We start from the raw sequence: 13,162 nt of genomic DNA, 5'->3' as shown, positions 1-13,162 counted from the left end.
CCTTACTTTCGCGTCGGCTGCAAGACCAAAAGCTGGCCGGTCGAAGCTCCGTAATCCCTCAGAGCATCCGAATTTGACAGATCGGTGAAATTTCGCCTTAGGGGCGATTGAAGGGTTGGATTGCTGAAAAAATAGCTTTATCTTTCCCAAAGATAGAATTTGGGAAAATCAAATATGACGCTTCCGCCAAACGTTCATGCCGCCGAACCCATCCCCCCAGCAGCAAAAGAAGCCATCGACGCCCTGATGCAGTCAGGCGATCTGTTTCGCTATACCGCGCCGCAGGACGCGCCGGTTGCCTTGCTTGAGGCCGAATTTGCCAAATTGCTGGGCAGTAAATATGCCCTGGCGGTATCCTCCTGCTCGGCCGCTCTGTTCCTGTCCCTCAAAGCGTTCGGCCTGCCGCGGGATGCGCGGGTATTGATCCCCGGCTTCACCTTCGCCGCCGTTCCGTCTTCGGTCGTGCACGCAGACTGCATTCCGGTCCTGTGCGAAGTCGGTGAAAATTATCGCATCGACATGGCCGATTTCGAGGCCAAGCTGGACGGCGTTCAGGCCGTGATCATCAGCCATATGCGCGGCCACACCTCGGACATGGATGCCATCATGGCGCTTTGTGACGCACGCGACATCCCTGTGATCGAGGACGCGGCGCACTCGCTAGGCACAACTTGGCACGGGCGCAATATTGGCACGATCGGCAAGATCGGCTGTTTCTCGTTCCAGTCCTACAAGATGATTAACGCGGGCGAAGGCGGTATTCTGATCACCGACGACGCCGATCTGGTGGCGCAAGCCGTGATCATGTCGGGCGCCTATGAACATAACTGGAAGAAGCACAAGGGACCGCAAGGCGACAACTCGCCCGAGTTGGAGCAGGCATTTGCCCGCTGGCAGAACCAATTGCCGCTCTATAACTTGCGGATGAGCAATCTCAGTGCTGCAGTAATCCGGCCACAAATCCCGGAACTTGCGCGTCGTGTGCGTGATGGCCTGTCCAACCACGACTATGTTGCAGACCGGCTGAATACATCACCCCATATCGACGTCCCTGCCCCTCTGGAGCCCGAACACCGGGCACCGGATTCCATACAGTTCAACCTGGTAGACATGGACGACAACGATATCCGCGCCTTCGCTGCGGCGACTGAGGCGCGTGGCGTCAAAGTTCAGGTCTTTGGCCTGAGTCAGGACAACGCCCGCGCATTCTGGAATTGGCAATTCCTGCCGGAAAAGTTCGAGCTAACGCAAACCCGCGCAATGCTTATGAAGGCCTGCGATGTCCGGTTGCCTGTGCGCCTGACGCGCGAAGAGCTGGATGTGATTTCGGATATCCTGCTGGCGTCTGTGGGCGAGGTTACAGGCCCGGTTCCGGTGTACGGAACCTGACGAAAACTAGGGTCCAAGGTCAAAAAGATCGACCGGCAGAAACAGTGCTGTGATCCCCTTGGGGGTTGCAGCCACGCTGGATAGAATTCCGACAACCTGCAAACTGGTTTCCGTCTCGACCAAGAGAGGTGCACCAGAATCGCCCATCATGACAGGACATGTCGCCAGCAAAACCCCGCTTGAATGGCGGCGCGGCTGGCAGGTCTTTGTTTTGCTCAGCACATGGGGCCGGATACCGGGATACCCCGCAACAAACGTGCTAGTGGCGCTATCATCCCCCAGCGGCAGATAGCCGACTTGCTGCCCAATCGGTGCACTGAGTTCCAGAACCGCCCAATCCAAGTTTGCTCTGTCATCAAACCGGCCTTCAACGCCCTGTTCAGGATGAACCCGATACGCTTTCACTCCTGAAACCACAGCGGCTTCTCCGCGCTGATAACCGGCGGCAAAACGGATGCTTGAGGGTGGAATCCACCGCTGACGCGGTGTGTTGTACAGGCAATGCGCCGCAGTCAGGACAAGATTGTCCGAAACAAGAACCCCGGTGCAATGGGACTTCTGATCCCGACTGGCAAAATTAACACGTCCAATCGCGCGCCACGGTGGCTGATCGGCCGCAAGAATTTCGCGTGCACGAATCGCATCACATCCGGCTGCGGCCCGTGTCCCCAATGTACAAATTTGGGACCACTGGTCTGAGAAAATGCCCTGCGACAACGCGGGTTGCATCCAAAGTATCGTGATACTCAGGATCAACCAGCGCATCTTAGGCCGCGTCAGTTAAGCTTGGACAGCTTTTGCTGCAGTTCCGCCAACTGTTTTTTGATGTCGTCCAAATCTTCCTTGGGCTCGGATTTGGCGTCATCGTCTTTGTCCGGGCCGGACCATCCGCCGGACAGACCACCAGTCATAGCTTTCAGGAATGCTTGCTGCTGGGCCTGCATTGCATCAAACCCCGGCATCTGAGACATCGGATTCATCGCACTCATGTTTTCCATCATCTTGCTCTGGTTTTCCCGCAGCATCTCGAATGAGCTTTGCAGGAATTGCGGCATCACACCGCCACCCGGCAACATGTAGCTGCGCACCAGATCGTTCAGCACATTGACCGGCAGCACATTTTCGCCGCGGCTTTCGTGTTCAGCAATAATTTGCAGCAGATATTGCCGCGTCAGATCATCACCAGATTTAAGGTCAATGATCTGCACTTCGCGCCCGTCCCGAATAAATGACGCGATATCTTCAAGTGTGACGTAGTCGCTGGTCTCGGTGTTATACAGCCGACGGCTGGCATAACGTTTGATCAACAGTGGTTTTTCTTGTTCCGACACCGTTTACCCTCCCCAAGGATGATGCATTGCAGCAGAGATTATGCGAGCGCAGCACAAAAAGAAAGGGCAGGTCTTTCGACCTGCCCTGCGCGATAGCACCGATTGGGAGGAGTGGGTGCGCCTCGCGGCGTTTGCTTACTTGGCGGCAGTTGCTTTCTTGGCAGCTGCTGTCACGTCGTTGGTGGCTTTTTTGACAGCCGCGGTTGTGTCTTCGGCTACGTCTTTGCCAGCCGCCATCAGCAGCTCAACGGTTTCGGACTGAACTTTTTTCGCGATCTCTGCGAAGGCCGCCATGTTTTCAGCTGCAACTTCAGCCGATGCGCTGGCGAAGTCGGTGGCCGCTTTGGCGTAGTCTGCAGGCTCTGCCTTGGCTTTCGACATCTCGGTCAGCTTGGCCAGGGTGTCCTTGGTCCATTTGCTCGAGATCTCAGCCGACTTTTCAGCCGCTTCCAGTGCAACACCCGACAGCTTTTCGTTCAGCGTCGCGGTCGATTTGAAAGCACCTTCCAGAGCGGTGGTGTCAACGGGGAACGCGCCCATAACGTCTTTCAGGGTCGCGGTGAAGTCTTGCGTCTTTGCCATTGTCCTAAATCCTTTTGCCGAACCGAGCCCACCCCGGTTTTCATCAGCTTAAGGACAATATGGATGCCGCAATGCAGCATTGCAAGATTTTTCTTGCTGCACTGCGGCATAATTCTGCAAGGCGCATTGAAATCAAATACTTGCCTTGACTCGCACATAGGTCCCAGGCGCCGAGGTCAGGGCAGGATGGGCCGAATCGCCAGTCGCGCGCGCGGGCACCTGTTTACCCGACCGCTTCTTCAGCCAGGCCTCCCACCGGGGCCACCAGGAGCCTTCGTGATACGTGGCCTCTTTCAACCAGGTCTCTGGATCTGCCTTCAGGTCGGTGTTGGTATAGTGACCGTATTTCTTTTTGCTGGGCGGGTTCACGATGCCCGCAATATGCCCCGACTCCGAGACGATGAAGGTCTTCGACCGCGACCCCATCTGCTGCACCCCGCGATAACACGCCTTCCACGCCGCGATGTGATCCGTCTCGCAGGTGATCGCCATCAGGGGCACGTCCACGTCGCGCACATGCAGCTTATGCCCCAGCAGTTCGAACCCGTCGGTGACAAAGTCATTGCGCTGGCACAAGCCGCGCAGGTACTGGACCGCCATGCGGCCGGGCAGATTGGCCCCATCCCCGTTCCAGAACAGCAAATCGAACGCGGGCGGTGTCTCGCCCATCATATAGCTGCGGATCGCAGGCCCATAGATCAGATCCTTTGATCGCAGAAACGACATCGTGCGACCGATGATCCACGCTTTTAGAACACCGTCCTCCGAGATCTGATCCTCAATCCCGTCCACAAAGTCGTTCTGCAGGAAAGGCGTGAACTCACCCTGATCGCCAAAATCGGTTAGGGCCGTGAAGAACGTGGCCGATTTGATCGACTTGTCGCCGCGCTGCTTGAGCAGCGACAATGTCAGGCTCAGCGTGGTGCCCGCGATGCAGTAACCGACAGCGTTGACCTGTTTGACCTTGCAGATCGATTTGACCTCTTCGATCGCGGTCAGGAATCCGTCCTGGATATAATCCTCCATGCCGATATCGGCATGGGATTCATCGGCGTTCACCCAGCTGACCACAAACAGGGTATAACCCTGCTCGGTCACCCATTTGATCAGGCTGTTCTGCGCCTTAAGATCCAGAATGTAGAACTTGTTGATCCACGGCGGGAACAACACCAGCGGCGTTTCGTGCACCGTCTCGGTCGCAGGCTTGTACTGGATCAGCTCCATCAACCGGTTGCGATAGACCACATCGCCGGGCGTCGTCGCGATATTGCCGCCGACCTCAAAGGCGCTGTCATCGGCCAGCTTCACCACCATCTCGCCATCATTGGCCTCGAGATCGGCCACCAGGTTTTCCAGACCCTGGATCAGTGACTGACCTTCCGTCTCAACCGCCTTTTCCAGCGCATCCGGGTTGGTCGCCAGAAAGTTCGTCGGAGACATCATGTCGATGATCTGCTGCGAGAAGAACGCCAGCCGCTGCTTATCCTGCACATCCAGATCCTCGACCGAAGCCACCGCTTGCGCGATGGCATCGGCATTTGTCTGATACTGCTGACGGATGAATTTGAAATACGGATTGGTATCCCACAAGGGGTTGGAAAACCGCTTGTCCCGGGGTCCGGATGCGGCCTCTTCTGCCTCGCTGCCCACCAGCGCCTGCTGCGCCTCGGCAAAGTTCATAACAGACTGACCCCAGAACTCGATCTGCTGCTCCATAAGCCGCGCGGGATTTTGCATCGCTTCAGCCCAATACGCCGATGCTGCCTTTGCATAAAGCTCTTGATTCGGACCGTCCAAAGCAGGGTTGTGTCCCTTCTTTCCCGACATCGCATCAACAAGTCGCTTCGAAAGCTCCTCCACCTTGTCCATATTTTCTTTAAGCCTCTCAAGGTGTTCCGGGGATAGCTCCGGCGTCCGGTGTTCACTTGTTGTCATTTTAACAATTCCCCCTTAACCTCGCTGCTATGCAGAATAATCGTCGTGGGCTTGGGGAGCAAAGCGACGAATGGTCCGACACTCACACCGGCAGCCAGGAGGCCCCCTAAATGCGCTACATGATGACCTACGACCTTATGGAAACCATGCGCAACACGAACCAATGGATGGGGGCAACTGCCAGTGCTATGGCGTCTTACCCACTGTTTTCCATGATACCCAATCCTGCGTTCAGCATGATGGCTGCATGGGGCGAGGTGACCGAGCGCACGTTTCAGCGCATGATCGCAAAGCCGGACTGGGGTATTCGAACGTTCACGTGTGAGGATGGCAAAGACCACCTTGTTGATATTGTTCCCGTAATGGAGCGCCCATTTGGCGACCTGATCCATATTCGCGTCAATGGACGCGAAGAACAACCCCGCAAGGTGCTGCTGGTGGCGCCAATGTCCGGCCACTACGCGACTTTGTTGCGTTCCACGGTCAAAAGCCTGCTGGTCAATTGTGAGATTTACGTAACCGACTGGCATAATGCGCGTGATATCCCTGTTTCCGAAGGCAAGTTCGATGTCGAGGATTACACGCTGTATCTTGTCGATTTTATGAAAGAGCTGGGCCCGGACACTCATGTTGTTGCAGTTTGCCAGCCCGCCCCTCTGACGCTTGCCGCAACCGCTTATCTGGCCGAGGTCGAGCCCAAGGCCCAGCCCAACACATTGACCCTGATCGGTGGTCCGGTTGACCCTGATGCAACCCCGACCGACGTAACCGATTTCGGCCGTCGTGTGACCATGGGACAGCTGGAAGAAACCATGATCCAGCGCGTCGGCTTCAAATACAAAGGCGTCGGCCGCATGGTATATCCAGGCTTGCTGCAATTGGCGTCTTTCATGTCGATGAACGGGGATCGCCACTCCAAAGCGTTCACCGATCAGATCCAGCGCGTGATGCGAGGCGAAGCGTCCGATCACGATGCGCATAACCGCTTTTACGATGAATACCTGGCGGTCATGGACATGCCCGCCGAGTTTTACCTTTCCACGGTCGAGCGCGTGTTCAAAGACCGCGAGATCGCCCGCAATGAGTTCGTTGTCGCAGGTCACAAGGTCGATATCGGCAAAATCACCGATGTTGCGGTCAAAACGGTTGAAGGCGCAAATGACGATATCTCGGCGCCCGGCCAGTGTATTGCCGCGCTTGAACTCTGCACCGGTTTGCCGGATGCAAAAAAGGCTAGCCATGTCGAACCCGGCGCGGGTCACTATGGCATTTTTGCAGGCCGCAGTTGGCGGGATAACATCCGGCCGCTTGTGATTGACTTCATGAATGCAAATACGCGCAAACCAAAACGTCGCGCCGCAAACAAAAACAAAGTGGCTTAAAAATCATGAGCAGGAAAGTGGCGAAAGACACCCCATTTTCCTGCTCTTGCGGTTCCCTACATGGACGGATCAGCGCCGCAGGCGTGAAACACGGCACACATGTCGTGTGCTACTGTCACGATTGCCGCGCGGCTCAGTTGTACTTTGGGCAACCCGATCCTGCCCCCGGTCCTGTTGAAATCCTGCAGATGCTTCCGGAAGAGATCCTTTTCGACGGCGGTGCCGAGCATCTCGCGCTGATGCAACTGAGCCCCAAAGGGATGATGCGCTGGTATGCCAGTTGCTGCAATGCGCCACTGGCGACCACACCAACAACGCCGAAGTTCCCATTCGCAGGTTTTATCGTTAAACGTATCCCCGACCCAAGTGGGTTGGGGCCGATCACCACGCGCGGGTTTATCCCCACAAGCCGCGGCAAACAGACCCATGAAAAGATTGGGTCGGCCATATACGGGCTGGCGACCCGCGTCGCGAAATCGCGGATGTCAGGCAGTTGGAAGAACACACCCTTCTTCGACACAGGTACCTTCGACCCGATTGCCGAGCCTGTGATCCTCAGCAAATCCGACCGTGCAGCCCTTTACCCATAAGTGGTTCGCGCAGGCATGTTTAACCAGTTCTCAAGTGCTTCATTGACAACCTGAGGCGCTTCGAGCGTTGGCAAATGCCCCGCGTCCTCAACCACATTTAGTTCCGCATTTGGGATCAGATCTGCCATAAAGGCGTGCTTTCTTACTGGTGTCAGCAGGTCATGCGCCCCACACAAGACCAGTGTGGGAACCTTGATCATTCGCAGCGCACCTTGCTGATCCGGACGCCGCTGCAAAGCGCGCATCTGGCGTTCGAACACATCTGCCCCCTGATCCAATGCCATGGCAGTCACGTCACTCAGAATGGGAACGCGCCTTGGCCCAGGGGCCAACGTATCTGACCCAAGGATCTTTCGCATAACCTCTTCAAGCCGCCCGGCCTTGGCACCAACCATATGCTCTTCTCGTGTCGCCGCGATCTGCGGCGTGTCGGACTGCGCATCGGTGGCCATGAGGCACAGGCGCGAAATCCGGTCGGGCGCGCGACGAATAAGTTCAAGAGCCACCACACCACCCATACTAAACCCCGAAAGCGCAAAGCGGTGTGGCAGTTGATCCAAAAGGCGCGAGGCGATTTCTTCAATCCGCTCGCCCAGCGAAACCGGCGCAACCGTGACCGCACGCTGACGGGAAAAGTGCGCGATCTGAGGGGCGAATACCCTAGAATCGCACATCAATCCGGGCAATAGAACCAGCGGCTCGATCAATCGCGGCCTCCTTCGTCTCAGCTTCTTGAGTGGCTTTGTTTTTTAACAGGATGAGAGGTTTTTTCGGCCTGAGCAAGTTAAACTTCACGGATAGGCAATACCGCAAAACGTGGGAAAATCCGCATAGCGCTTTTGACGAGTCTTCAGGTCTTCGCGGGGATTTTCGCCCGCACGCAACAGGCTCCCGCGCGGGGCGATGTAGCTGTCGATACGCCTTAGGGGAATTGGCCGCCACACCAGATTGAAAGCACAGAGTTTTGGGAAAAACCAAATCTCGGAATATTCCAGATGATCGTGCATCCACCACGCCAGATCGCGCCAATCCCGGCCTTCCGCGTAACGATCCGCGAACCACGGAATGACAATCGACGCCCCGGCAATCCGATCATCGCCGGTGCCCCAATCCCAGATATGGCACTCCAGTGGATTATCGTTTCGGGCGCAGTTCAGCCGGTTTTCATTGCCATATTGATTCAACGACGGCGATCGGTAACCGGACCGGACTGCCACGCGTCCGAACGTCTCTTCTAAAGGGTCCAGCAACGTCTGGCAAAAGGCTCGGCCGGTTTCGATGGCAAGATCAGGATTGTCGGGAAGATTTTGTTTTTCATGGAAATTTCCAATCTCGGAATACAAGAAATCACGCATGAAAAAATGCCGGGACAGGCGCACGCGGCCAAGGTTTTCAAGGCTCCACATGCTACCCGGCTTACGCATCACCCGTACCCGTTCCAACGAAACGCCCCATCAGGGGCCAGAGGTGAGAACGGGTTGAAAGCGACCTCCCAGATCGTGCCTTCGGGTGCGCGGAAATAACCGTGATGCCCGCCCCAGAACACATCCGAGGCCGGTTTAAGAACCTCGGCACCAGCGGCTTGAACCTTGCTTAAAACCAGCGCGACATCTTCTTTTGACCGGCAGTTATAGCTAAGCGTCAGCGCCCCACGGCCCAAGGTGCCCACGTCAACACCAATCTCATCGGCAAGTGCCGGCAGAGGATACAGCCCCAGCGTCTGCCCGATCAGATCAAAGGCAATCACACCGTCCGGGCTGTCGACACGTTTCCAGCCGATCTTTTCATAGAATGCAGCGGCGGTTTCAGGGTCTTCCACCCCGACAGTGATTAGGCTGACGCGCTGTTCCATCATTCAATCCCCTGCTCTTTCAACCATGCCAGAATTCCAGCGACGGCAGCATCGGTCTGTCCCGGAGACATCAAACGTCCGGCAATGACATGGGACGATGGGTCATCGCCCGGCCCCATCGTAACCGTCTGAACACTTGCAGGTCCGCCCCAAGCTTCGGCCACCTTGTGGGTCAAGTCCGGGCGCACAACCTGATCATCGTCAGAAAACCAGAACAGCGCCGGGACACGCGCCTGCGAGAAGTCCATGGCATAAACAGTCTCAACCAAGGCGGTCATAGGCACAACTGCCTCCCACGGATAAACCGACGACCAGTACTTGTTCTTCTCGGGATCCGGCCCCGAGACGTCCCGTTCTTCCCCCATGATCAATGGCAACCAGCTTCGCGCCCATGGAAGGCCCGGTATCCAGGCACCGGGCGTGTTCACACCAAAATTCGGAGAAACAAAGACCAAACCGGCTACGTTTTCTATCAGTGCATCGTCCAATGTCGCCGCCGCAGCCAGTGTTCCGCCGGTCGAGGTTGAAATCACGACGACCTGATCGCCCACTGCACGGGCGGCGGCCAACCCTTCGGCCATATCCTGCATCCAGCCCGAGGCGGTGCCTTCGGCCATCGCCTCCCCGCCGCGCCCATGACCCTGCAAGCGGGTGTAGACCAGATGGGCCCCCAACGCATCGGCGACCATGTCCGGGACAGGGCGAACTTCCTCGGACGAGGCGGAAAACCCATGCAAATACAATATGGAAACCGGGGTGCGCTGTTCCTTGAACCCGTCTTGCCAGACAACCCGTTTCTCGACACCAGCAGTGATGTCATCGAAAGCGGACTCGACGCTTTCGAAATAGACCTGCACCCCTTCGCCAAACTTGCGCGGTTCAAATGTCGGGTTCAGGTTCACTTCTTCGCGCGGACCGAACCAATAGATCAGGGCACCAGCCGCGACCAGCACCAGAAGAACACGCCCGATGGCCTTGCCCACCCCCCGGATCATTGCGCGCCCATCACTTCAAGCACGGCGTTTTCGATGATTTCCAGGCATGGCCCGTCCGAGAATCTGTGGTCTGCATCCTTGACCAAGAGCAGGCGCATATCTGAACCGGTGGCATGTTCCACCAGACGCACAGCGGTTTCAGTGGAAACAGCAGTATCTGCAGTCCCTTGCAGAAGACGCACCGGAAACTGAAGATTAATTGCATCCCGCAGAACCAACTGCTGTCTTCCGTCCTCAATCATGCGTTTCGTGATGATATAAGGCTCCATATAGTCAGAGGGTAATTCGACATACCCTTCGGTTTCCAACACCTGTTTTTGCGTGTCAGAAAACGACGCCCAATAACCGTCTTCAGTGAAATCAGGCGCGGCGGCGATGGTAACCATACCTGCAATCCGATCCGGCATTGCCTTCGCCAGCAAAAGCGCTTGCCAGCCGCCCATAGACGACCCGACCACGATCAACGGCCCATCGGTCAGGGCAGTTACCGCGGCCAAAGCATCCTCGTGCCAGTCGCCGATGCATCCGTCCTCAAATTTGCCCGAGCTCTCGCCATGGCCCGAGTAATCGAACCGCAGGAATGCCTGACCGCGGGCCTTGGCCCAAGCCTCAAGATGCACCGCCTTGGTGCCCTCCATGTCAGACTTCAGCCCGCCCAAAAATACAACCGTCGGTCCTGCCCCATCGCTTTTGTGATAAGCCAGCCGCCGCCCTTGTGCCGTTTCCAGAAAATCCGTCGCTGCCATGTCGCCCTCTTTCCTTTTGGGGTTCATCATGCACGGCTGCCCGGTGGCTGCAATTCCCGAATTCGAACCTCCCGCCGCGTCAGCCCCAACGCGGCTGGGTGCTTGACAGGTCATGCTGCAACTGCCAAATGGATCGAACACACATAACCCGCAACCGGGCGTTCAGTGGGCGCCAAACCGACGAGGAGAGCCGATATGGCCCTGGACTCACAGTCAGTCTCCCTTACTTTTCCCGATGGCAATGCACGATCCTATGACGCAGGCGTCACGCCAGCTCAGGTCGCTGCTGATATCTCGAACTCATTGACCAAAAAGGCCATCTCGGCCACCGTGAACGGCCAGCACTGGGACCTGCAGTGGCCCATCGAATCTGACGCGCAGATCGCCATCCACACCATGAAAGATGAGGAACAGGCCAACGAGCTGATCCGTCACGATCTGGCGCACGTGATGGCGCGCGCGGTACAGGAAATCTGGCCTGCAACCAAGGTCACCATCGGCCCCGTGATTGACAACGGTTGGTACTATGATTTCGACCGGGAAGAACCGTTTACCCCCGAAGATCTCGGCCTTATCGAGAAAAAGATGAAAGAGATCATCAACAAGCGCGATCCCGTGACCACCGAAATTTGGGACCGTCAGCGCGCAATCGAATTCTACAAGGCCAATAACGAGCCTTATAAAGTCGAGCTGATCGAAGCCATTCCGGGTGACGAACCGCTTCGCATGTACTGGCACGGCCACTGGCAGGATCTCTGCCGTGGCCCGCACTTGCAGCATACCGGCCAGTTGCCGGGCGACGCCTTTAAGCTGATGAGCATTGCTGGAGCCTATTGGCGTGGCGACAGCGACCGCGCAATGCTGCAGCGCATTTATGGCGTGGCCTTCACCGGCAAGGAAAAGCTTAAAGCGCATCTGCATATGCTGGAAGAGGCTGCCAAGCGTGATCACCGCAAGCTGGGCCGCGAGATGAACCTGTTCCACATGCAGGAAGAAGCGCCGGGCCAGATCTTCTGGCATCCGAACGGCTGGAAGATCTACACCACCCTGCAGGACTATATGCGCCGGATGCAGGAACGAGACGGCTATGTCGAAGTGAACACGCCGCAGGTCGTGGACCGCAAGCTGTGGGAAGCGTCTGGCCACTGGGACAAATATCAAGAGAACATGTTCATCGTCGAAGTCGACGAAGAACACGCCCGCGAAAAGGCGATCAACGCGCTGAAGCCAATGAACTGCCCGTGCCACGTGCAGGTGTTCAATCAGGGCTTGAAGTCCTATCGCGACCTGCCCCTGCGTATGGCGGAGTTTGGATCGTGCGCCCGGTACGAACCCTCGGGCGCTTTGCATGGAATCATGCGGGTCCGTGGTTTCACGCAGGACGATGGCCATATCTTCTGCGCCGAGGAACAGATCGAATCTGAGACCGCCAAGTTCATTGCGTTCCTGTCCAAGGTCTATGCTGACCTCGGGTTCCATGATTGGACAATCAAGCTGTCGACCCGACCGGAAAAACGGATCGGATCGGACGAAAGCTGGGATCTGGTCGAAAAGGCGCTGGGTGATGCCTGTAAGGCAGCGGGCTATGACTATGAGGTTCAGGAAGGCGAAGGCGCGTTCTATGGCCCCAAGCTGGAATTCACTCTGACCGACGCGATCGGCCGGACATGGCAGTGCGGCACCCTGCAGGTTGATCCAAACTTGCCGGAGCGTCTGGATGCGAACTTTATCGGTGCCGACGGTGCCAAGCACCGTCCGTTCATGCTGCACCGTGCAACCCTGGGCTCGTTCGAACGCTTCATCGGTATCCTGATCGAGGAACATGCTGGCAAACTGCCGTTCTGGTTGGCCCCGCGTCAGGTTGTGGTCGCCTCGATCACGTCCGAGGCGGATGACTATGTTTTGGAGGTTGTCGAAACGCTCAAGGCTGCTGGCGTGCGGGCCGAGGCGGATATTCGCAACGAAAAGATCAACTACAAGGTTCGTGAGCACTCGGTCGGCAAGGTGCCGATCATTCTGGCAGTCGGTCACCGCGAAGTTGAAGAGCGTACCGTAAGTGTGCGCCGCCTTGGCGAAAAACAGACACAAGTTCAATCTCTTGAGGCTGTAACAAAAGAGCTGTCATTGGCCGCGACGCCGCCTGATCTTCTGTAACATTCGGCGACAAATTGCCCGAAATCCGACCCCAATTTCGGGGTCGGATTGAAACATTTTCCATTTTTCATTTCAAAAACAGTTTGTTAACCTTCAAGAGGGCATTACGCTCTTTGACGGGGTTGTGAGACACGGGCTCGTGAATTCACCTGCCCCGATTTAGCTACTACCTTTGTCATTGTCACAAGAAGACATACGCAGTCATC

Annotated in this window: 13 protein-coding genes; 4 read left to right on the top strand and 9 right to left on the bottom strand. The window is 56.6% G+C overall.

From position 1 onward, the window contains the following. Nucleotides 1-174: 174 nt before the first annotated feature. The gene (locus AC2FLJ_RS07375) at nucleotides 175-1,389 is read left to right on the top strand and encodes a DegT/DnrJ/EryC1/StrS family aminotransferase (protein ID WP_496696942.1); all 1,215 of its coding nucleotides are present in this window, start codon (nucleotides 175-177) and stop codon (nucleotides 1,387-1,389) included. A 6-nt stretch (nucleotides 1,390-1,395) separates the two neighbouring features. Here AC2FLJ_RS07375 and AC2FLJ_RS07370 read toward each other — a convergent pair whose 3' ends face one another. From AC2FLJ_RS07370 to AC2FLJ_RS07355, 4 genes are all read right to left on the bottom strand, one after another. Further along, entirely contained in the window at nucleotides 1,396-2,154 is a 759-nt protein-coding gene (locus tag AC2FLJ_RS07370; protein ID WP_496696944.1) for a trypsin-like serine peptidase, read from the bottom strand. Between the two features lie 11 nt (nucleotides 2,155-2,165). Further along, nucleotides 2,166-2,720: a polyhydroxyalkanoate synthesis repressor PhaR gene (gene phaR, locus AC2FLJ_RS07365; RefSeq protein WP_058274099.1), complete on the bottom strand. Its 555-nt coding sequence runs from the start codon at nucleotides 2,718-2,720 to the stop codon at nucleotides 2,166-2,168. A 135-nt stretch (nucleotides 2,721-2,855) separates the two neighbouring features. Beyond that, complete coding sequence (locus AC2FLJ_RS07360; protein WP_058275892.1) at nucleotides 2,856-3,302, bottom strand: phasin family protein; 447 nt, start codon at nucleotides 3,300-3,302, stop codon at nucleotides 2,856-2,858. Between the two features lie 132 nt (nucleotides 3,303-3,434). Beyond that, a complete protein-coding gene (locus AC2FLJ_RS07355) occupies nucleotides 3,435-5,237 on the bottom strand; it encodes a PHA/PHB synthase family protein (protein ID WP_472724081.1) in 1,803 nt (600 codons plus the stop codon). 110 nt (nucleotides 5,238-5,347) lie between these two features. Between AC2FLJ_RS07355 and phaZ the strand changes: the two genes are divergently transcribed. After that, entirely contained in the window at nucleotides 5,348-6,619 is a 1,272-nt protein-coding gene (gene phaZ / locus AC2FLJ_RS07350) for a polyhydroxyalkanoate depolymerase (RefSeq protein WP_496696948.1), read from the top strand. Between the two features lie 17 nt (nucleotides 6,620-6,636). Further along, nucleotides 6,637-7,209 (top strand): DUF6151 family protein, encoded by a 573-nt coding sequence (locus AC2FLJ_RS07345; RefSeq protein WP_496705065.1) that lies wholly within the window; start codon nucleotides 6,637-6,639, stop codon nucleotides 7,207-7,209. Here the strand turns inward: AC2FLJ_RS07345 and AC2FLJ_RS07340 are convergent. From AC2FLJ_RS07340 to AC2FLJ_RS07320, 5 genes are all read right to left on the bottom strand, one after another. Next, complete coding sequence (locus AC2FLJ_RS07340) at nucleotides 7,200-7,916, bottom strand: alpha/beta fold hydrolase (RefSeq protein WP_496696952.1); 717 nt, start codon at nucleotides 7,914-7,916, stop codon at nucleotides 7,200-7,202. The genes AC2FLJ_RS07345 and AC2FLJ_RS07340 overlap by 10 nt on opposite strands. Nucleotides 7,917-8,000: 84 nt before the next feature. Next, nucleotides 8,001-8,615 (bottom strand): hypothetical protein, encoded by a 615-nt coding sequence (locus AC2FLJ_RS07335; protein WP_496697099.1) that lies wholly within the window; start codon nucleotides 8,613-8,615, stop codon nucleotides 8,001-8,003. Between the two features lie 17 nt (nucleotides 8,616-8,632). Further along, nucleotides 8,633-9,061, bottom strand: a complete 429-nt coding sequence (locus AC2FLJ_RS07330) for a VOC family protein (protein ID WP_282120052.1) — start codon at nucleotides 9,059-9,061, stop codon at nucleotides 8,633-8,635. Beyond that, nucleotides 9,061-10,056, bottom strand: coding sequence for an alpha/beta hydrolase (locus AC2FLJ_RS07325; protein ID WP_496705063.1), 996 nt, complete (start codon nucleotides 10,054-10,056; stop codon nucleotides 9,061-9,063). The genes AC2FLJ_RS07330 and AC2FLJ_RS07325 overlap by 1 nt, the downstream gene beginning before the upstream one ends. Then, nucleotides 10,053-10,802, bottom strand: a complete 750-nt coding sequence (locus tag AC2FLJ_RS07320; protein WP_496705409.1) for an alpha/beta fold hydrolase — start codon at nucleotides 10,800-10,802, stop codon at nucleotides 10,053-10,055. The genes AC2FLJ_RS07325 and AC2FLJ_RS07320 overlap by 4 nt, the downstream gene beginning before the upstream one ends. A gap of 195 nt (nucleotides 10,803-10,997) precedes the next feature. Here AC2FLJ_RS07320 and thrS point away from each other — a divergent pair, with 195 nt between their 5' ends. Continuing rightward, nucleotides 10,998-12,956 (top strand): threonine--tRNA ligase, encoded by a 1,959-nt coding sequence (gene thrS / locus AC2FLJ_RS07315; protein WP_496705061.1) that lies wholly within the window; start codon nucleotides 10,998-11,000, stop codon nucleotides 12,954-12,956. Nucleotides 12,957-13,162 lie beyond the last annotated feature (206 nt).

The sequence above is a fragment of the Ruegeria sp. CDSA034 genome, from assembly GCF_059612275.1.
Note: the sequence above shows the minus strand (reverse complement) of the source record. Positions and strands in the feature narration are given on the sequence as shown.